General features: G+C 69.7%; 16 protein-coding genes and 1 riboswitch. Of the genes, 7 read left to right on the plus strand and 9 right to left on the minus strand.

Annotation, left to right across the window (positions count from 1 at the left end; genetic code table 11):
• Positions 1–20: 20 nt before the first annotated feature.
• Positions 21–629 carry a TIGR03086 family metal-binding protein gene (locus tag ACFWMR_RS09135; protein WP_378378029.1) on the minus strand — a complete coding sequence of 203 codons (609 nt, stop codon included), beginning with the start codon at positions 627–629 and terminating at the stop codon, positions 21–23.
• A 70-nt stretch (positions 630–699) separates the two neighbouring features.
• Between ACFWMR_RS09135 and ACFWMR_RS09140 the strand changes: the two genes are divergently transcribed.
• Entirely contained in the window at positions 700–1,128 is a 429-nt protein-coding gene (locus ACFWMR_RS09140; RefSeq protein ID WP_005163007.1) for a MarR family winged helix-turn-helix transcriptional regulator, read from the plus strand.
• A 14-nt stretch (positions 1,129–1,142) separates the two neighbouring features.
• Here ACFWMR_RS09140 and ACFWMR_RS09145 read toward each other — a convergent pair whose 3' ends face one another.
• Positions 1,143–1,763, minus strand: coding sequence for a hypothetical protein (locus ACFWMR_RS09145; RefSeq protein WP_378378030.1), 621 nt, complete (start codon positions 1,761–1,763; stop codon positions 1,143–1,145).
• Between the two features lie 13 nt (positions 1,764–1,776).
• Positions 1,777–2,892 (minus strand): DICT sensory domain-containing protein, encoded by a 1,116-nt coding sequence (locus ACFWMR_RS09150; protein ID WP_093933817.1) that lies wholly within the window; start codon positions 2,890–2,892, stop codon positions 1,777–1,779.
• A 147-nt stretch (positions 2,893–3,039) separates the two neighbouring features.
• Between ACFWMR_RS09150 and ACFWMR_RS09155 the strand changes: the two genes are divergently transcribed.
• Together ACFWMR_RS09155 and ACFWMR_RS09160 are read left to right on the plus strand one after the other, a co-directional pair.
• Entirely contained in the window at positions 3,040–6,036 is a 2,997-nt protein-coding gene (locus tag ACFWMR_RS09155; protein ID WP_378378031.1) for a DEAD/DEAH box helicase, read from the plus strand.
• A complete protein-coding gene (locus tag ACFWMR_RS09160) occupies positions 6,029–6,730 on the plus strand; it encodes an SWIM zinc finger family protein (protein WP_378378032.1) in 702 nt (233 codons plus the stop codon). Before ACFWMR_RS09155 ends, ACFWMR_RS09160 begins: the two co-directional genes overlap by 8 nt.
• Here the strand turns inward: ACFWMR_RS09160 and ACFWMR_RS09165 are convergent.
• The 6 genes from ACFWMR_RS09165 to ACFWMR_RS09190 all read right to left on the minus strand — a co-directional run bounded on the left by ACFWMR_RS09165 (position 6,721) and on the right by ACFWMR_RS09190 (position 13,818).
• Complete coding sequence (locus ACFWMR_RS09165; protein ID WP_378378033.1) at positions 6,721–7,500, minus strand: enoyl-CoA hydratase; 780 nt, start codon at positions 7,498–7,500, stop codon at positions 6,721–6,723. The two genes, ACFWMR_RS09160 and ACFWMR_RS09165, sit on opposite strands and share 10 nt — an antisense overlap.
• Positions 7,497–8,381 (minus strand): 3-hydroxyisobutyrate dehydrogenase, encoded by an 885-nt coding sequence (gene mmsB, locus ACFWMR_RS09170; protein WP_378378034.1) that lies wholly within the window; start codon positions 8,379–8,381, stop codon positions 7,497–7,499. Before mmsB ends, ACFWMR_RS09165 begins: the two co-directional genes overlap by 4 nt.
• The gene (locus ACFWMR_RS09175; RefSeq protein ID WP_378378035.1) at positions 8,378–9,406 is read right to left on the minus strand and encodes an enoyl-CoA hydratase/isomerase family protein; all 1,029 of its coding nucleotides are present in this window, start codon (positions 9,404–9,406) and stop codon (positions 8,378–8,380) included. The genes mmsB and ACFWMR_RS09175 overlap by 4 nt, the downstream gene beginning before the upstream one ends.
• Positions 9,403–10,542 (minus strand): acyl-CoA dehydrogenase family protein, encoded by a 1,140-nt coding sequence (locus ACFWMR_RS09180; RefSeq protein WP_378378036.1) that lies wholly within the window; start codon positions 10,540–10,542, stop codon positions 9,403–9,405. The genes ACFWMR_RS09175 and ACFWMR_RS09180 overlap by 4 nt, the downstream gene beginning before the upstream one ends.
• A 7-nt stretch (positions 10,543–10,549) precedes the next feature.
• Positions 10,550–12,049 (minus strand): CoA-acylating methylmalonate-semialdehyde dehydrogenase, encoded by a 1,500-nt coding sequence (locus ACFWMR_RS09185; RefSeq protein ID WP_093933811.1) that lies wholly within the window; start codon positions 12,047–12,049, stop codon positions 10,550–10,552.
• A gap of 157 nt (positions 12,050–12,206) precedes the next feature.
• Positions 12,207–12,392: riboswitch (cobalamin riboswitch) on the minus strand.
• A 25-nt stretch (positions 12,393–12,417) separates the two neighbouring features.
• Positions 12,418–13,818 carry a short-chain fatty acyl-CoA regulator family protein gene (locus ACFWMR_RS09190; RefSeq protein ID WP_093933810.1) on the minus strand — a complete coding sequence of 467 codons (1,401 nt, stop codon included), beginning with the start codon at positions 13,816–13,818 and terminating at the stop codon, positions 12,418–12,420.
• 135 nt (positions 13,819–13,953) lie between these two features.
• Between ACFWMR_RS09190 and ACFWMR_RS09195 the strand changes: the two genes are divergently transcribed.
• Genes ACFWMR_RS09195 through ACFWMR_RS09210 form a run of 4 tightly spaced genes read left to right on the plus strand, consistent with a single transcriptional unit; the run spans position 13,954 to position 19,156 of the window.
• Positions 13,954–15,435: an MmgE/PrpD family protein gene (locus tag ACFWMR_RS09195; protein ID WP_378378037.1), complete on the plus strand. Its 1,482-nt coding sequence runs from the start codon at positions 13,954–13,956 to the stop codon at positions 15,433–15,435.
• Positions 15,435–16,328, plus strand: coding sequence for a methylisocitrate lyase (gene prpB, locus ACFWMR_RS09200; RefSeq protein ID WP_378378038.1), 894 nt, complete (start codon positions 15,435–15,437; stop codon positions 16,326–16,328). The genes ACFWMR_RS09195 and prpB overlap by 1 nt, the downstream gene beginning before the upstream one ends.
• A 9-nt stretch (positions 16,329–16,337) precedes the next feature.
• The gene (locus tag ACFWMR_RS09205; RefSeq protein WP_378378039.1) at positions 16,338–17,453 is read left to right on the plus strand and encodes a bifunctional 2-methylcitrate synthase/citrate synthase; all 1,116 of its coding nucleotides are present in this window, start codon (positions 16,338–16,340) and stop codon (positions 17,451–17,453) included.
• A gap of 47 nt (positions 17,454–17,500) precedes the next feature.
• The gene (locus ACFWMR_RS09210; RefSeq protein ID WP_378378040.1) at positions 17,501–19,156 is read left to right on the plus strand and encodes a DUF885 domain-containing protein; all 1,656 of its coding nucleotides are present in this window, start codon (positions 17,501–17,503) and stop codon (positions 19,154–19,156) included.
• Positions 19,157–19,259: the final 103 nt, after the last annotated feature.

The following is a 19,259-nucleotide window of genomic DNA, read 5'->3' on the forward strand; positions in this document are numbered from 1 at the left end:
CTCCGTCGAGCTGGTACCGGTCAAGCCTGAGGCGTGACGTCCGGCCACGAGGGTGAGCGGCCGAGCAGGGCGACGATCGTGTCCAGATCGGACGGTCCTGTCGCGGCGACGGCCGGGCCGAAAGCGGCGCCCGGCGCCGTCCGGTTCCGCCCGTCCGGGATCGCCTCGGCGAACTTCAGTCCCGCGTCGAGCACCTCCTGGTCGAACTTCACCGGCAGGCCGAGGGTCTTGGCGACGTCCCAGGAGTGCACCAGGTAGTCCACGAAATGGAAACCGAGGGCCTGCTCCGCGGTGAAGGTGACTTCGGTGGAGAACTCGGGAAGCGCGAACTTCCGGTCGGCGAGGTCATGGGGGACGAAGGCGTTCAGCACCCGGTTGACCGAGGTGCGATAGGTCTCGACGGGATCGTCGCCCAGCGGGAGAAGTCGCCAGTTGTCGAGGTCGCTCTCGCCGTCGGCCGCGGCGGCGAAGCCGTGGTGCTGGGTGGTCATGTGTGCCAGCAGGCCGTGCAGGGTCCAGGCGCTGCACGGGGTCGGTTTGGTCAGGTCCGCCGGAGTGATCTTGGCGACGAGGTCGAGGCTCGTCCGGGTCACGATGGCGTCGAGGAAGCGAAGTTCATCGATAGGCATACGCATATCATCTACATATGCGTACGAGTTCGTCAACCGATTCCGTGACTTCGGTCGGTATGGTCTGCGCATGGCGGAGCAAGGGAGGCCGGATCTCGCGGCGATGCTCGGTGGGCTGATGCGCAGGCTGATGAACGCCGAGACGCCGGTGCTGGCGGAGCACGGGTTGACGATGTGGGGCTACGTGGTGCTCAGCGCCCTCGACGACGGTCCCGTTCGCACTCAGGCCGCGCTCGCCAAGGCGATCGGCGCGGACAAGACCCGGATCATCGGCACCCTCGACACGCTCCAGGAAGACGGCCTGATCACGCGCGAGCCGGACCCGAAAGATCGCCGGGTCCGGCTGCTGGGGATCACCGACGACGGCCGTGCTGCGCGGAGGTCGGCTCAAGCGCAGATCCAGGAGCAGGAGGAACGTCTGCTCGGACAGCTCCCCGCCGCTGACCGCAAGGCGTTCCTCCGTGCCGCGCTCACACTTTCCGAGGCGCGCTGGCCGTGAACGCGGAGGCGGGATCAGTCAAGTACCTCGACGACCATGCCCGGCGGGTAGTCCGAGGGTGAGCGGCGCCACCACGCGCCGAAGGCCTGGGCCAGCCGCCGGGGTACCTCGACTTGCGCGCCGCCCCCGTGGAAGTCGATCGTCACCAGCACGCCTTCGATTTCCGTGGAACCCCAGGGAATCCGCCGGGCCAGCTTCGCGTAATCGGCGCTCGCGGACACGAAGGTGACCACCTTCGTCGCGCCGATCCGCCGGGCCTCGTCGATGACGGCGTCTTCGAGGACGCCGGTCGGCCAGTCGCTGAGCCTCAGCTTCCGGTCGTAGTAGGGGATCGGCTCGTCGGCGCGCAGGATTCCGTAGCCGCCGCTGAGGATCAGCAGCCGCCCGCTTCCGGCGGCCTCGCCCAGTTCGCTGCCGACGTTCCGGTAGAAGTTGCCGCTGTAGCGGAGCCAGGCGGGCCGCAGTCCGCCGTTGTCGACCTTGGATCGCGCCAGGACTTCGGCTCGTGCGCGAAGCATCGGTTCCGGCCAGACAGCGCCGGAGTCGGACGCGTCGCCGCCTCGGATCTTGGCCTTCGAGGGGCCGAGGATCGTCAAAGCCTCGCGCGGATCTATCGCGTCCAGGACGGTTTTCACCGGTGAGACCGTATCAGTGGAACCAGGGCGAACCGTTGCCGTTCGGTGTCGGGAGCATGCCGTGGCTGGGCGGCCACAGCACCGCTGTCGGCACCTGCTTCAGCTGCGCGCGCAGGGAATTCACGGGCAGCGGCCGCTTCCGGGTGAGCATGGTCGTCGTCCGCGGATGCAGGTCGACGAACGGGTAGGTGGTGTGGAGCGCGCCGAGCCGCCGTTCCAGGCGCAGGCTGCGTTCGGTCAGATCGGCCGATTCCAGCGCGGGCTGGACGAGCAGGAATTCGGCGTTGCCGAGCCGGACCGCGCGGTCGAGCGGGCGGAGGTCCTCGCGGATCAGATCGGCGATGTTCTGTTCGGTGTGCATCTTGACCCGGTTGCCGTGGCGCCGCCCGACCTCGTCGAGGTCGTCGACGGTGATCAGGATCAGGCCGAGCGGGACGGTGTCGGTCGACGCGCCCAGCCAGCCCGAGATCCCGGCCATGGTCGCCAATCCGGTGTCGGGATCGGTCGCGAGGGCCGGTTCCTCCGGCTTCGACGGCGCCCGCCGCTCCAGCCTCCCGGCGAGATGGCGCAAAGCCGCTTCCGCGCGGTTCTCCACCGGCGCCGCCGCGGGGGTCGTCACACTCTTCAGGACCTCGTCGATCTTGATCCGCGCGGTGGGCGGAAGACGATCGCCGAGCGCGTCGCGCAGCCGGACGACCTCGGCGTAGGCCTCGTCGCGGCGGAAACCCCAGCGGCCCTGGAAACGCCGTGCGGCTTCGACCGACGTCGCCGACGGGTCGACGTCGTCGAGATCCTGGGCGACGACCGAACCGCCGAAGGTCGGGGTCAGCACCGCGACCGACCATTCGCGGGCGAGGTTCTCCTCGGCGCGCAGCAGTACCGGGGTCACGCCGTGCGGCAGGTCCGGGCGGCCGGAGTCGACCATGCCGACGACGGTCACGGCGGCGCGCCGGGCGATCCTGGCATAGACCTCGCGTTCCCGCTCGAAGTAGGGCAGGCGCTGGAAGAGCGCGAGAACGACCATGTTCTCGTCCGTGCCCTCGGCGAGCGCGGCTCTTTCCACGGCGTGTGAGGCGATCACGAGCGCGCGTTTGGACAGCACGCCGGCGCGTGCTTCTCCGTCGGTCATCGAGTGATCGCTTCCGTGTGGGGACTAGCTCATCAGGCTAGAAGAGCCGGGGATCGCCGCCTAGCTACACGATGGTGTGACCCTCGCTGATCGGACGCTGACCGGTCCCGGGCATGCTGGAGGGACCAGACCGCGGAAAGGGGGATCATGTCGCCACTCGTCGTGCACGGCCTGTGGTCCCGGGGCCGCGGGATCGTGCTGTGGGGTGAACACGGCGACCGCCCGGCGACGACGTCGATGCGGCCGTCGAGCGCGGCCCGGCCGCATCCGTTCGCCGCGTCGGTCGTGGACCTCACCACGCTGCACCCCGGGAAGCCCGCGTCGGCTGTCCTGCTGTTGCCGTCGCGGCGCGGCGGTCCGGTCGCCTCACCCGAGCTCGGCTCGCGCGGCCGTCCGCAGACGGAACTCACGCTGGAACCCTGGTCGGTACCCGCGCTTTTGATCGACCCTTCCGAGCTGGGCGACCTGGCCGACACCGTCAGCTACGGAACTTCCGTCCGTCATCTCCGCGCCGTCGTCCGGCTGGCGGACGACCTGGTGCGCCGCGGCCGGGTGCTCCCCACCCTGGTGCGGAACGAGATCTTGGCGCGGGCGCGCTGGCGGCCGGTGGCCCGGGGCGGCGACGCGGTCAGGCTCCGGGCGCTGATCGCGGCCACCCCGCCGGTCGGCCGGGCCGAACACCCCGGACCGGATCCGGCGGCGCTCGTGACCGACGCGCTCCACACGCTGGTCGACGCCGCCGTCCGCGAGCGACTGGCCGCCGCCGGTCACGCGACCGAAAGCGACGGGCGCGAAGGGCCGTTCGGGTCCTGGCTCCACGCGCTGAAGAGCGCCGACGACCGGATCAGCCAGGCGCCGGGACGTATGGGGATCGTCGCCGAAGGCATCGCCGCGTGGGACGAGGTCGGCGACACCGACCTCGGCGAGGGCACCGTCTGCCTCCGGCTCGACGAGGTCCCGACGTTGTACGGACCGGCCGACGACCCGGACGACCAGACCGGCGACGGAACCAAGTGGCAGCTGCGTTTCCTCCTGCGCTCCGCGGCCGACCCCAGCCTCCTGCTCCCGGCCGAGGACGTCTGGTCCGGCAAGGCGGGCGCGAAGTTCACCGATCCCGAAGGCCTGTTCACCGCGGAGCTGGAGCGGGCCGCGGGAGTGCTGCCGCTGCTCGGGCCGGCGGTCGAGGCCCCGAAGCCGGGCACCTACGACCTCACCGTCGCCGAGACCGTGGAATTCCTCGACGGCGGCGCGGAACAGCTGGTCGCGGCCGGCTTCGACGTCCAGCTCCCGGCGAGCTGGGGTGGCAGGCGGAAGCTCGCGCTCAAGCTGTCCGTCCGCGGCGCGCCCGTCGACCAGGCCGCCGTGCACCGGCTCGGCCGCCACCAGCTCGCCTCCTACCGCTGGTCGCTCGCGGTCGGAGAGGACGCTCTGACCGACGAGGAACTCGCCGGGCTCGCCGAGGCGAAGTCGTCGCTGGTGCGGCTGCGCGGCCGGTGGGTGAGCGTGGATCCCGACCTGCTGCGTGCCGGTCTCGAGTACCTGCGCCGCGACCCGGACCGCGAGAAACCGCCGCTACCCACCCCCGCCGATCTGCTGGCCCTGCTGCGCGGCGGCTTCGAAGCGCCGCTGCCGGTCACCGAGATCACGACCGACGGCTGGATCGACGACTTCCTGGCCGGACGGGTCCAGCGCACCATCGAGCCGGTCGAGCCACCGCCGACTTTCCTGGCGACCCTGCGGCCCTATCAGAGTCGCGGCGTCGCCTGGCTCTCGTTCATGACGTCGATCGGGCTCGGCGCCTGCCTCGCCGACGACATGGGGCTGGGCAAGACCGTCCAGCTGCTCGCTCTCGAAGCGACCGAGCGGGCACAAGACGCCGTCGGTCCGACGCTGCTCGTCTGTCCGATGTCGCTGCTCGGGACCTGGCAGCGCGAGGCGGCCAAATTCGCGCCGGACCTGCGCGTGCGCGTCCATCACGGTGCCGATCGTGGTCACGTGCGCGTCGAGGGCGCGGATCTCGTCGTCACCACCTACTCGACCGCCGCGCGTGACGCGGACGAGCTCGCGGGCATCCGCTGGCACCGGCTCGTGCTCGACGAGGCGCAGGCGGTCAAGAACCAGAACACCGGCCCGGCGCAGGCTTTGCGCCGGATCCCCGCTGGTCACCGGGTCGCGCTCACCGGGACACCGGTGGAAAACCGGCTCGCCGACCTGTGGTCGCTTTCGGATCTGCTCAACCCCGGCGTCCTCGGCGGCAGGCAGGAGTTCCGCGAGCGGTTCGAGGTTCCCATCGAGCGCCTTGGCGACCTCGCCTCGGCGACCGAGCTGCGGCGGCTGACCCGGCCGTTCCTGTTGCGGCGCCTCAAAACCGATCCCACCGTGCTCGCCGACCTGCCCGAGAAGATCGAGATCCTCCAGGAATACCGTCTCACCCGCGAGCAGGTGACGCTGTATCGCGCGACAGTCGACGAGATGATGACCAAGATCGCCGACAGCGCCGGGGTCAAGCGGCGCGGCAACATCCTCGCCGCGATCACCAAGCTCAAGCAGATCTGCAACCATCCCGCTCATCTGCTGCACGACGGTTCGCCGATCGGCGCCCGCTCCGGCAAGGTCAACCGGCTCGAAGAACTCCTGGCGGAGATCCTGGACTCGGGCGATCGCGCGCTGTGCTTCACCCAGTTCGCCGAGTTCGGGCACCTGCTGGTGCCGCACCTTTCGAGCAGGCTGAACGTGAAGATCGCCTTCCTGCACGGCGGATTGTCGCAGCGTCGACGTGATTCGATCGTCGAGCACTTCCAATCGGGCGAGGGCCCGTCGATCCTGCTCGCGTCGCTGAAGACCGGGGGAGCGGGACTGACCCTCACCGCGGCCACCCACGTGCTGCATCTCGACCGGTGGTGGAATCCGGCGGTCGAGGAACAGGCCACCGACCGGGCGTTCCGCATCGGCCAGCGGAACAGTGTCCAGGTGAGGAAGTTCGTCTGCCCGGGAACCATCGAGGAACGGATCGACGCCGTCATCACGAAGAAGGAGGCGCTGGCCGATCTCGTCGTCACCGACGGGGAGGACTGGCTGACCGAGCTGTCGACCGCGTCGCTGCGCGAGGTCTTCGCGCTGGGACGGGAGGCGGCCGGTGACTGACGGATTCCGCCGGGCGCTCGACGACCTCGGCGTCCACAAAGGACTGATCCCGCCCTGCCGGGTCGACACGCTCACGATCGCGCCCGGTGCGGCCGTCGCCCGCGTCCGCGTGACGCGGCAGCGCTTCTACGACGTCCGTATCGGCCTGCCGACGTTCGGCAAGCAGGTGTGGACGGCGGTCATCGCCGCGGTGGTCGCGGACGGGGCCACCACGACGGCGCTGCTCGACGGCCAGGTCCCGGACGACGTCGAACGGTTCTTCGCCGCGGAGCAGGTGCCGTTGTTTCCCGAGACGGGCTGGGAGCTGTCGCTGGACTGCACCTGCCCGGGCACCCGGGTCCCGTGCGATCACCTCGTCGCCGGGCTGATAGCGCTCGCGGAAGAGCCGGACCCGTTCGCCATCTTCGCCCTCCGTGGGCGCGAACGTGCGACGCTGCTCGAAGAGATCGGACGGCAGGCGGGCGCCCGCGTGACGGCCCCCTCGGCCGAGGACGAGACGCCCGGCCTGGACGAGGTCATGGACGACTTCTTCGGCTGGGGCCCGGCCGGGGACGTCACGAACACGCGACGACCGCCGGCCGGGGACCCGCTGGGACTGCTCGACGAGGTCCCGTCACTGAAGTCCACAGTGGACGGAAAATCGGTGACCGCCCTGCTGCGACCGCTCTATCGGTCGATCACCGGTCAGGAGTGAAGGAACTTCGGCTCGCGTTTCTCGGTGAACGCGGCCATCCCTTCCTTCTGGTCCTGGGTGGCGAAGGTGCCGTGGAACAGGCGCCGTTCGAAGCGGAGGCCGTCGGCGAGCCCGGATTCGAAGGCCTGGTTCACGGCCTCCTTGACCATCATCGCGGCGGGACGCGACATGCTCGCGATCTTCCCCGCGACAGCCAGGGCGTCGTCGAGCAGGCTCTCCGTGGGGACGACGCGGGAGACGAGTCCCGACCGTTCGGCTTCGGCGGCGTCGATCATGCGGCCGGTGAGGCACAGGTCCATCGCCTTGGCCTTGCCGATCGCGCGGGTCAGCCGCTGGGAGCCGCCCATGCCGGGGATGACGCCGAGGGTGATCTCCGGCTGGCCGAACTTGGCGTTCTCGGCCGCGATCAGGACGTCGCACATCATCGCCAGTTCGCAGCCGCCGCCGAGGGCGTATCCGGAGACCGCGGCGATCAGCGGGACACGGACCCGGGAAAGCGCGTCCCAGCCCGCGAACCAATCGGCCGCGTAGACGTCGCTGAACGACTGCGGCTGCATCTCCTTGATGTCCGCGCCCGCCGCGAAGGCCTTGGCGGAGCCGGTGAGCACGATCGCGCCGACCTCGGGATCCTCGCCGAGTCCGGCCGCGGCCTCGGTGACCTCGCGCATGACCCGCAGGTTCAGCGCGTTGAGCGCCTTGGGCCGGTTCAGGGTGATCAGGGCGACGCGGTCGCCCGCGCGCTCGACGGTGATGGTCTCGTACTCGCTCATGCGGTTTCCTTGGTGAGAAGGCCGTCCCGGACGGCGGTGACGATGGCGGAGAAGTCCCGGCCGGGGCCGTCCCGCTCGACGAACGCCGCGTAGAGTTCCGCGGCCCTCGTGCCGAGCAGGGTGGCGACGTCGTTGTCCCGGGCCGCGGATTCGGCCAGGCGCAGGTCTTTCAGCATCAGGCCGCTGGCGAACCCGCCGGTGTACTCCCGGTTGGCGGGGCTGGTGGGGACGGGGCCGGGCACCGGGCAGTTGGTGGTCAGCGCCCAGCACTGGCCGGACGCGGTGGAGGCGACGTCGAACAGCGCCTGATGGGTGAGGCCGAGTTCCTCGCCGAGGGCGAACGCCTCCGAGACGGCGATCATCGAGACCCCGAGGATCATGTTGTTGCAGATCTTCGCCGCCTGACCGGCGCCCGAAGCTCCACAGTGGATCGCCCGGGCGCCCATGATGGCCAGGAACGGTTCGGCGGTGACAAAAGCCTGCGAGTCGCCGCCGACCATGAACGTCAGAGTCCCGGCTTCGGCGCCGACCACCCCGCCGGACACCGGTGCGTCGACGGCGCGGTGACCGGCCGCGGTCACCAGTTCGGCCGCTTGGCGGGCATCGGCGACGTCGATGGTGGAGCAGTCGACGAACAGCGTCCCGGGCCGCGCGGACGGCAGGATCTCCCGGTAGCAGTCGAGGACGTGCTTGCCGCTGGGCAGCATCGTGACGACGACGTCCGCCGCCGCGACGGCCGCGCTCGCGCTGTCGAACCTGGCCACGCCCTCGGAACGCGCGCCGGGAGCCGGATCGTAGCCATGGACGGTCTCACCGGACTTGACCAGGTTGGCGGCCATCGGACCACCCATGTTGCCCAGGCCGAGGAAGGCGATCGTCATCGGGCCACCCACTCTGCGTCGCCGAGATCGGCGAAGTAGGCGTCGACCAGATCTTTGTCTACTTCGGACAGAGTGGCGGGGGACCACTTCGGGGAGCGGTCCTTGTCGATGATCTGCGCCCGGATGCCTTCGGCGAACTCGGCGGAGGCGAGCGCGCGGGTCGAGATCCGGAACTCCTGCGCCAGCACGGCTTCCAGGTCGGGCAGCGCCGCGGCGCTGCGGAGCGCCCGCAGGGTCACCTTCAGCGAGGTGGGCGACTTCGCCTCGATCTCCTTGGCGGCGGTGGCGGCCGCGTCACCACCGGCGTGGAGCCGGGTCAGGATCTCCTCGACGGTGTCGGCCGCGTAGCAGCGGTCGATCCAGTCGGCGTCCTCGGCCAGCGCGCTCGGCGGCGCGGGTTCGGCGATCAGCTCCAGCGCGGTGTCCGGGGTCCGGGACGCGAGCGCGTCGAGCAGGTCCGGGATCTTCTCGCTGGAGACGAAGTGATCGGCGAGTCCACAGTGGATCGCATCGGCACCCGAGATCGATCCGGCGGTGAGGGCGATATGCGTGCCGAGTTCACCGGGCGTCCGGGACAGCAGGTACGTGCCGCCGACGTCGGGGACGAAGCCGATGCCGGTCTCGGGCATGCCCACGCGGGAACGTTCGGTGACGATCCGGTGGCTGCCGTGCGCGGAGACGCCGACCCCGCCACCCATCACGAGCCCGTCCATGAGCGCGAGGTACGGCTTGGGGTAGCGCGAGATCAGCGCGTTCAACCGGTACTCGTCGGCCCAGAACTTCAGCGACGCGGTGCCGCCGGTGCGAGCGTCTTCGTAGATGGCGCGGATGTCGCCGCCCGCGCAGAGCCCGCGGTCGCCGGCGCCGTCGATCAGCACGGCGCGGACCGCCGGGTCGGAGCGCCACGCTTCGAGGTGGTCGAGCATGGCGAGGACCATGTCGTGGTTCAGCGAGTTCAGCGCCCGCGGCCGGTTCAGCGTGATCCGGCCGATTCCACTGTGGACGAGGAATCCGACGTCGTTCACGAAGCCTCCTGCAGCATCCGGCGCGAGATGATCACGCGCATGATTTCATTGGTCCCTTCGAGGATCTGATGCACCCGCAGGTCGCGGACGATCTTCTCCAGCCCGTACTCGGCGAGATAGCCGTAACCGCCGTGCAGTTGCAGCGCCTGGTTGGCCACTTCGAACCCGGTGTCGGTGCAGAAGCGTTTGGCCATCGCCGAAAGCTGGGTCGCGGTGTCCTCGCCGTGGTCGAGGGCGTCCGCGGCCCGCCAGAGCAGGGTGCGGGCGGCCTCGAGATCGGTGCGCATGTCGGCCAGCCGGAACTGCAACGCCTGCTTCTCGGACAGCTTCTCGCCGAACGCCGAACGCTCCGACAGATGCCGGACGGCCATCCCGAGCGCGGCCTCGGCGCCGCCGAGGGAACAGGCCGAGATGTTGAGCCTGCCGCCGTCCAACGCGGACATCGCGACCCGGAAGCCGGAGCCCTCTCCACCGAGGAGCGCGGAAGCCGGGACTCGGGCGCCTTCGAAGATCACCTGCCGGGTGGGCTGGGCGTTCCAGCCCATCTTGATTTCGTTGGGACCGAAGGAAACGCCGGGCGTGTCCCGTTCGACGATGAACGCCGAGATCCCGCGCGCGCCGGGGCCGCCGGTGCGGGCGAGCACGACGTGGACGTCCGACGTGCCCGCGCCGGAGATGAACTGCTTGACCCCGTCGAGCACGTATTCGTCGCCGTCGCGGCGGGCACGAGTGGAGAGCGCGGCCGCGTCGGAACCCGCGTCCGGTTCGGTCAGGCAGTAGCTGCCGAGGGCGTCCATAGTGGACAGGCGAGGCAGGTATCGGTGGCGCTGGGAGTCGTCACCGAACTTGTCGATCATGGTCGCGACCATGTTGTGAATGGAGATGTACGCGGCCAGCGACGGGCAGCCGGTGGCGAGTGCCTCGAAGACGAGGACGCCGTCGAGCCGTCCGAGAGCGGAGCCTCCGAGCTCTTCGGGCAGGTAGACGCCGCCCATGCCCAGCTGGGCGGCCTTGCGCAGGACGTCGACCGGGAAATGCTTGGCCTGGTCCCATTCGATCGCGTGCGGGGCGAGGTGTTCCGCGGCGAACTCCGCCGCGGTCTCGCGCAGGGCGCGCTGTTCGTCGGTCAGTCTCATCGTGGCCTCAGCTCATCGTCGGGATGACGAAGCTGGCGCCTTCCTTGGTGCCGGAAGGCCAGCGCGAAGTGACTGTCTTGGTCTTGGTGTAGAAGCGGATCGAGTCCGGTCCGTGCTGGTTGAGATCGCCGAAGCCGGAGCGCTTCCAGCCGCCGAAGGTGTGGTAGGCGATCGGCACCGGGATAGGCACGTTGACCCCGACCATGCCGGTGTTCACGCGCGAGGTGAAGTCGCGGGCGGTGTCACCGTCACGGGTGAAGATCGCGACGCCGTTGCCGTACTCGTGCTCGCTGGGCAGCCGGAGTGCCTCTTCGTAGTCGGCGGCGCGGACGATCGACAGGACCGGACCGAAGATCTCCTCGCGGTAGATCCGCATGTCAGCGGTGACGTGGTCGAACAGGCAGCCGCCGAGGAAGAAGCCGTTCTCGTGACCGTCCACAGTGGTCCCGCGGCCGTCGACGAGCAGTTTCGCCCCTTCGGCGACGCCGACGTCGATGTAGTCGCGGACACGCTGGACGGCCTCGGCGGTCACCAGCGGCCCGAAGTCGGCCGTCTCGTCGAGCGAGGCGCCGACCTTCAATGTCTTGACCCGCTCGGTCAGCCGGGCGGCCAGCGCGTCGGCGGTGGCCTCGCCGACCGGGACGGCGACAGAGATCGCCATGCAGCGTTCGCCGGCGGAGCCGTAACCGGCGCCGATCAGCGCGTCGACGACCTGGTCGAGGTCGGCGTCCGGCATCACGATCAGGTGGTTCTTGGCGCCGCCGAAGCACTGCGCGCGTTTCCCGTGCGCGGCGGCGGTCGTGTAGATGTACTCGGCGATCGACGACGAGCCGACGAAGCCGACGGCTTCGACGCGGGGATCGGTCAGCAGCGCGTCGACGGCCTCCTTGTCGCCGTTGACCACGTTGAACACACCCGGCGGCAGACCGGCTTCGAGGAAGAGCTCGGCCAGCCGCAGCGGGACCGACGGATCGCGTTCGGACGGCTTGAGCACGAAGGCGTTCCCGCAGGCGATCGCCGGGGCGGCCTTCCACAGCGGGATCATCGCGGGGAAGTTGAACGGAGTGATCCCGGCGACCACGCCGAGCGGCTGCCGCATCGAGTAGACGTCGATGCCGGTGCCCGCGCTGTCGCTGTATTCGCCTTTGAGCAGGTGCGGGATGCCGATGGCGAACTCGACCACTTCGAGACCACGCTGGATGTCACCGCGCGCGTCGGGGACGGTCTTGCCGTGCTCGGAGGCGAGCAACCGGGCGAGGGAGTCCTCTTCGGCGCGGACGAGGTCGACGAATTTCATCAGCACCCGGGCCCGCTTCTGCGGGTTCCAGCGGGCCCAGTCGAGCTGGGCCTGCGCCGCGTCGGAGACCACATCGGAGACCTCGGCGGCCGAGGCGAGCGGGACCCGGGCCTGGACGGCGCCGGTGCTGGGGTCGAAGACGTCGGCGAACCGGCCGGACGTGCCCGGTACCGGCTTGCCGCCGACGAAGTGACTGAGTTCGGTGCTCATGGATGCCCTTTCCGAAAGTGCGCAGGACGGAGCCGCCCGGGACCGCGATCGGCGGCCGGGCAGGGGAGTACGACGACTTACCGCCGGGGTGGTGGCGGGTCGGCGACTTTCGCGCAGGCAGGAAGAATCCGCATGCGTTCAGCTCCATCCTCGTGGACGAACACGGACATCTGCGGCCGGTATCCTGGCTCCCGGATCCGCGGCGGCTCCGGCCTTCCCGGCTCGCGCCAGTGGCCTTCTCTGCGGGAGCGCCGCTCCCCGGTCACAGTGGCGGGACCGCGCCGGATTCTCACCGGCTTCCCTGCACCGCAGACCTGTGGACACCATAAAGTAGGAAGTCCGACTATGTCGAGGTTGTGGCGTAGGCCTCAGCCGAGCGGTGGATACGGCAGCAGACTGGACGAATGCTCGTCGACCCGCATCGGCTTCCCGATCGCCGGGAAGGCGCGCTGTGGGCAGGCGGGCCGCTCGCAGACCTTGCAGCCCATCCCGATCGGGGTGACGGCCGCGCCGGTGCCGAGCGCGAGGCCGTCGGAGTAGACGAGCCGCTTGGCGTGCCGGAGTTCGCATCCGAGCCCGATCGCGAACGTCTTGCCGGGGTCACCGTGCCCGCCCGCGGCGCGGGAGACGGTGCGGGCGAGCCAGAAGTACTTTTTGCCGTCCGGGAGTTCGGCGATCTGGGTGAGGATCCGGCCCGGTGACCCGAAAGCCTCGTAGACGATCCACAGTGGACACGAGCCGCCGACACGGGAGAAGTGGAAACCGGTGGCGGACTGGCGTTTCGAGATGTTGCCCGCACGATCGACCCGGACGAACGAGAACGGCACGCCGCGTGTTCCCGGACGCTGCAAAGTGGACAGCCGATGGCAGACCGTCTCGAAACCGACGCCGAAGTGGTCGGACAGCCGGGTGATGTCGTAGCGATACCGCTCCGCCGCGCCGAGGAACACGCGGTACGGCAGCACGACAGCGCCCGCGAAGTAGTTGGCCAGGCCGATCCGCGCGAGCCGCCTCGCGGTGTCGCCGCTGAACTTCCCGTCTTCGACGAGCCGGTCGATCACCTCGCCCGCTTCCAACAGCGCCAGTTCCGACGCGAGCCGGAACGCGGCCTGGCCGGGGCGCAGCGCGGGGGAGAGCCGCAGGGTTTTGCGGCGTGGGTCGAAGTGGTGCTGGTCGGGGCCGAGGGATTCGGCGGTGACCTTGACGCCGTGGCGCTCCAGCAGGCCGGTCGCCAGTCCACTTCGGACCTCGCCCGGGTGGAGCCGCAGTTCCGCGGCGAGCTTCTCGGCTGGGGCGTCGAGTTCGGCGACATGGTTGCGGCGCAGGTAGAACCAGTCGCGGATCTCCTCGTGCGGCTGCTGCGCCGTCGAGCGGTCCAGTCCTTGCTCGGTCACCAGGGTGGCGACGTTCTCCACCGCCTCCCGGTAACGGCGATGCAGCGCGACGAGAGTCCGCGCCACCTCGGGCAGCGTGGTGGTCAGCGCGTCGACCTCGCCGGCGGAGATCGCACCGCTGACGGTGTTGTCGTCGAACACTTCGCGTACGTCGGCGATCAGCCGTGCGGTGTCGCGGGCGGCGAAGAACTCCGTGTCGACGCCGAAGGTCTCGGTGAGCTTGAGCAGCACCGGCAGGGTGAGCGGCCGGCCGTTGTGTTCGAGCTGGTTGACATAGCTCGGCGAGATCTCCAGCAGTCTGGCCAGCTCGGATTGGGTCATGGACCGGTCTTCGCGCAGCTGGCGCAGGCGAGCGCCCGCGTACATCTTCTCCACAAGCGGACTGTAACAACATTGACAAGGAGGGCGCGAACGTTCACAAAGCTTCACAGGGTCGAGTGGTGGCAAGGACTTCCTGAAGCTGCCACGCTCAGAGGCAGAGCGCCACGAGGTTCACAACCGAGGGGAACCATGATCGACCACACCGTCCGCACCCACCGCTCCGCCGAGTCGCTTTCCCGCGAGGGCCAGCTCGCGTGGAAGCTCGCCGCCGTCGCCACCGACGACGTTCCGGTCACCTCCGAGGTCGCCGACATGGTGATCAACCGTGTGATCGACAACGCCGCCGTGGCCGCCGCGTCGCTGACCCGGCGTCCGGTCGGCTCCGCCCGCGACCAGGCGCTGGCCCATGCCGGTAAGCCGGGAGCGGCGGTCTTCGGCGTCGAAGGACGGTATTCACCGGAATGGGCGGCCTGGGCCAATGGAGTCGCGGTGCGGGAACTGGACTATCACGACACCTTCCTCGCCGCTGACTATTCGCATCCCGGCGACAACATCCCGCCGATCCTCGCGGTCGCCCAGCACACCGGGCGCACCGGCGCGGACCTGCTGCGCGGGATCGTCGCCGGGTACGAGCTCCAGGTGAACCTCGTCCGCGGGATCTGCCTGCACGAGCACAAGATCGACCACATCGCCCACCTCGGCCCGTCGGTCGCGGGCGGTCTCGGCGCGCTCCTGGGCCTCGACACGGAAACCGTCCACCAGGCCATCGGGCAGGCACTGCACACCACGACGACGACCCGCCAGTCCCGGAAGGGCGAGATCTCTTCCTGGAAGGCGTACGCCCCGGCGTTCGCGGGCAAGGCCGCGATCGAGGCCGTCGACAGGGTGATGCGTGGTGAAGGCGCGCCGAGCCCGATCTACGAAGGTGAGGACGGTTTCATCGCGTGGCTGCTGAGCGGGCCCGGCGCCGAGTACACGGTGCCGCTGCCGGCACCCGGCGAGCCGAAGCAGTCCATTCTGGACACTTACACCAAGGAACACTCGGCCGAGTACCAGAGCCAGGCGCTGATCGACCTCGCACGACGGCTCGGCCCGAGGATCGGCGATTCCGGCGAGATCGAGCGGATCCTCATCCACACCAGTCATCACACGCATCACGTGATCGGCTCCGGTTCCGGAGATCCGCAGAAGTACGATCCGCGGGCCAGCCGGGAAACGCTCGACCACTCGATCCCGTACATCTTCGCGGTCGCCCTGCAAGACGGCGCCTGGCACCACGAACGGTCCTACGACAGGGCACGCGCGACCCGGCCGGACACGGTCGGGCTCTGGCGGAAGGTCGCCACCGTCGAGGATCCCGAGTGGACTCGCCGCTATCACGCGCCCGAGCCGGCATTCGGCGGCCGAGTCGAGATCACGCTGGCCGACGGCACCGTACTGTCCGACGAGATCGCCGTCGCGGACGCTCACCCGGCCGGGGCGCGACCGTTCGCCCGCGAGCAGTACATCGCCAAGTTCCGTACGCTCGCCGACGGGGTGATCGCCACCGCCGACCAAGACCGGTTCCTCGACACGGTCACCCGGCTCGCGGAACTGGACGCGGCCGAGGTCGCCGGGATCGCGCTCCCGGCCGGACTCGACGCCGCGCCGAAGAGCAAGGGGATCTTCTGATGCTGCACGCCGCTCCCTCCGCCGCGCAGAAGCGGAGCGCCTTCCGCGCCGGACTGAATTCCGGGATGCTTCAACGGTTTCCCGGCGCCTTCAATCCATTGAGCGCCAAACTGATCGAGCGCCGTGGCTTCGAGGGTGTCTACATCTCCGGCGCCGTCCTTTCGGCGGACCTCGGACTGCCCGACATCGGACTGACCACGCTCACCGAGGTCGCCGGACGATCCCAGCAAATCGCCCGGGTCACCGCGCTGCCCGCGCTGGTCGACGCCGACACCGGGTTCGGCGAGCCGATGAACGCCGCCCGCACCGTGCAGGTACTGGAGGACGCCGGTGTCGCCGGAATGCACCTGGAGGACCAGGTGAATCCCAAGCGATGCGGGCATCTCGACGGCAAGGACGTCGTCGACCGCGACGTCGCGGTCCGGCGGATCACCGCCGCCGTCGCAGCCCGCCGCGATCCGGACTTCGTCATCGCCGCCCGCACCGACGCGGCCGCCGTCCACGGCATCGACGACGCCGTAGAACGTGCCAAGGCCTACGCCGGCGCGGGTGCCGACCTCATCTTCCCCGAGGCGATGCGGGATCCCGCCGACTTCGAACGGCTGCGCGCCGCCGTCGACGTCCCGATCCTGGCCAACATGACCGAGTTCGGGAAGAGCGAGCTGCTGGACGTGAAGACGCTGGAGTCCCTCGGGGTGAACGTCGTCATCTACCCGGTCACCCTGTTGCGCCTGGCCATGCACGCCGCGGAAACCGGGCTGAACGCGATCGCCGAACACGGCACGCAAACGGGCCTGCTCGACAGCATGCAGCATCGGCGCGACCTCTACGACCTACTCGACTACGAGTCCTACAGCACGTTCGACGAGAACGTCTTCACCTTCCGCATCTGAGGGGAAACCATGACCAGCATCCACAAAGGACTCGCCGGGGTCGTCGTCGACACCACGGGGGTGTCGATGGTCAATCCCGACACCAACTCCTTGACCTACCGCGGCTACCCCGTCCAGGAGCTGGCCGGGAAGTGCCGCTTCGAAGAGGTCGCGTACCTGCTCTGGTACGGCGAACTGCCGACGCCGTCCCAGCTGGCGGCCCAGAACGAGGCCGAGCGGGCGCACCGCGCCCTGCCGCGCGACCTTGTGCTGACCCTGCTGTCGTTGCCGGAGACCGCGCATCCGATGGACACCCTGCGCACCGCGGTGAGCGTCCTGGGCGCGCACGACCCGCACGAGGACGACAACGGCCCGGAAGCCAACCGTGCCAAGGCACTCCGGCTGTTCGCCGCGCTTCCCGCCGTCGTCGCGCTGACCCAGCGGCGCAGGCATGGCCTGCTCCCGCTCGCCCCGCGCGACGACCTCGGCTACGCGGAGAACTTCCTGTACATGACCCTCGGCGAGGTCCCCGAACCCGTGATCGTCCGGGCCTTCGAAACTTCGCTGGTCCTCTACGCCGAGCACAGCTTCAACGCCTCGACGTTCACCTCGCGAGTCGTCACCTCCACACTGTCGGATCTCTACAGCGCCGTCACCGCGGCCATCGGCGCGCTCAAGGGGCCACTGCACGGCGGGGCCAACGAAGCCGTCATGGCGACGTTCCAGGAGATCGGCACCGCGGACAACGCCGAAGCCTGGCTCACCGCGGCGCTGTCAGGGAAACGCAAGATCATGGGCTTCGGGCACCGCGTCTACAAGAAGGGCGACTCCCGTGTCCCGACCATGCGCCGTGCCCTGCAAGAGATCGCGGAACTACGCGACGGCCACCACCTGCTCGACCTCTACGAGGCGCTGGCCCGCGCGATGTACGACGCGAAGGGGTTGCACCCGAACCTGGACTACCCGGCGGGCCCGGCGTACCACCTGATCGGCTTCGACACCCCGGTGTTCACGCCGATCTTCGTCGCCGCACGGATCACCGGCTGGACGGCGCACATCGCCGAGCAACTGGCGGACAACAGTCTCATCCGGCCGTCGAGCGCGTACACCGGACCCACCGAACGGGTGGTCGGCCTGGTCGGATAACGGGAAAACGCCAGCGGGAAACGGATCCGGTCTGGTAGGTGTCGGATATGAGTAATGAGCCGACAGCTGGGGAGTTGGCGGATGAACTCCTCGACCTCCTCGCGACCGAAATGCCTTTGATGGCGACCTTCGACAACATTCCCGGGCACGATCACGAGTTACGGGACGTCTCCGAAGCCGGTGACGCCCGCCTGAGGGAGCAGGCCGTCCGGATCGCCGGACTCGCCGCCCGGTCCACCGATCCGGACCGGATCACGCTCGGCGTCGTCGCCTATCACTCGGAATCGCTCCTGGCCAGGCTGGACGCCCGCCAGAGCGAGTTCACCCTCGCCGATCCCATGGTGGCCGAGGGTGTCGGGGTGCTGTCCTGGCTTCCGCAGCTGGAACCGTCGGGAGAGCAGGCGGAGGAGGATCATCTGACGAGATTGGCGGCGTTCCCGGACTTCTTCGGGGCGCTGGCGGATCGGCACCGCGCCGGGATCGAGGCCGGCCGGACGCCGGTGGAACGTGCGGTGCGCAGCGCCGTCGAGTACGTCGACCGGTTCCTGGCGGCCGAGCCCAACTCGCTGCTCGTCCCGGCCCTGACCGGTGACCGCGGGGCGCGCCGGGACCGGTTGTTCGTCGAGAAGGTGCGGCCGGCGCTCGCCGCCTATCGAGACATGCTCGCCCGCGAGATCGCCGGGCACGGCCGTCCCGACGACCGGCCCGGGCTCTGCTGGCTGGAGGGCGGCAAGGAGACCTACGCGGGGCTGCTCAAGACGCACACCACCACCGGGGTCTCCGCGGAGGAACTGCACGAGACGGGCCTCGCGATCGGACGGGCGCTGGACGAGGAGTACCGGAGGCTCGGCGCCGCCGTCTTCGGCGAGGACGATCCCGTCGAGGTCCGGCGCCGGATGCGGACCGATCCGTCGCTGCGCTGGCGGGACGCGGACGAGATGATCACCACCGCGACGGAGGCGGTCGCGCGGGCCACGGCCGCCGCGCCCGGCTGGTTCCGCCGGGTGCCGTCCGCCGAATGCGTCGTCCGCGCCGTGCCGGAGGCGGACGGTCCGTCCGCGGCTCAGGCGTACTACATGCCGCCCTCGGCCGACGGCAGCCGTCCGGGCGTCTACTCCACCAACGCCTACCGGGTGACCGAGCGGTTCCGGTTCATCGCGGAGTCCGTCGCCTTCCACGAAGCCGTTCCAGGACACCACTTCCAGGCTTGCGTGTCCTTCGAGCTTGAAGGAGTGCCGCAACTGCGCAAGCTCGTCCCGCTCTCGGCGTTCGACGAGGGCTGGGCGCTCTACACCGAACGGCTCGCCGACGAAATGGGGCTGTACTCCGACGACGTGATGCGACTGGGCATGGTCGCCGAGGACTCGCTACGCGCGGCACGGCTCGTCGTCGACACCGGGCTGCACGCGCTGGGCTGGACCAGGCAGCAGTGCGTCGACTACCTCACCGAGCATTGCGTGCTCAGCGACGTCGAGGTGACGTCCGAGACCGACCGATACATCGAATGGCCCGGCCAGGCGCTGTCGTACATGACGGGCAGGCTGGAGATCCAGCGGTTGCGTGCCTTCGCGGAGGAGCGCCTGGGCGAGGCCTTCGACATCCGCGACTTCCACGACGTCGTGCTGCGGAACGGGCAGGTGCCGCTGCCCGTGCTCGGCGACGTCGTGCGGGACTGGGTGACGGACGCGCGGGGGCGCCTGTGATAGCGGCGCCCCGCGGGCTGGGGGAAAAGGGCCGGGCCCGCGGCGCCGCCTAGGGGGCGGGCAGCGGCCCGGGCGTGTAGCGCTCGGCGGGCACCGGGCCCCG

Source organism: Amycolatopsis thailandensis, assembly GCF_042723255.1.
Lineage (GTDB): Bacteria > Actinomycetota > Actinomycetes > Mycobacteriales > Pseudonocardiaceae > Amycolatopsis > Amycolatopsis thailandensis.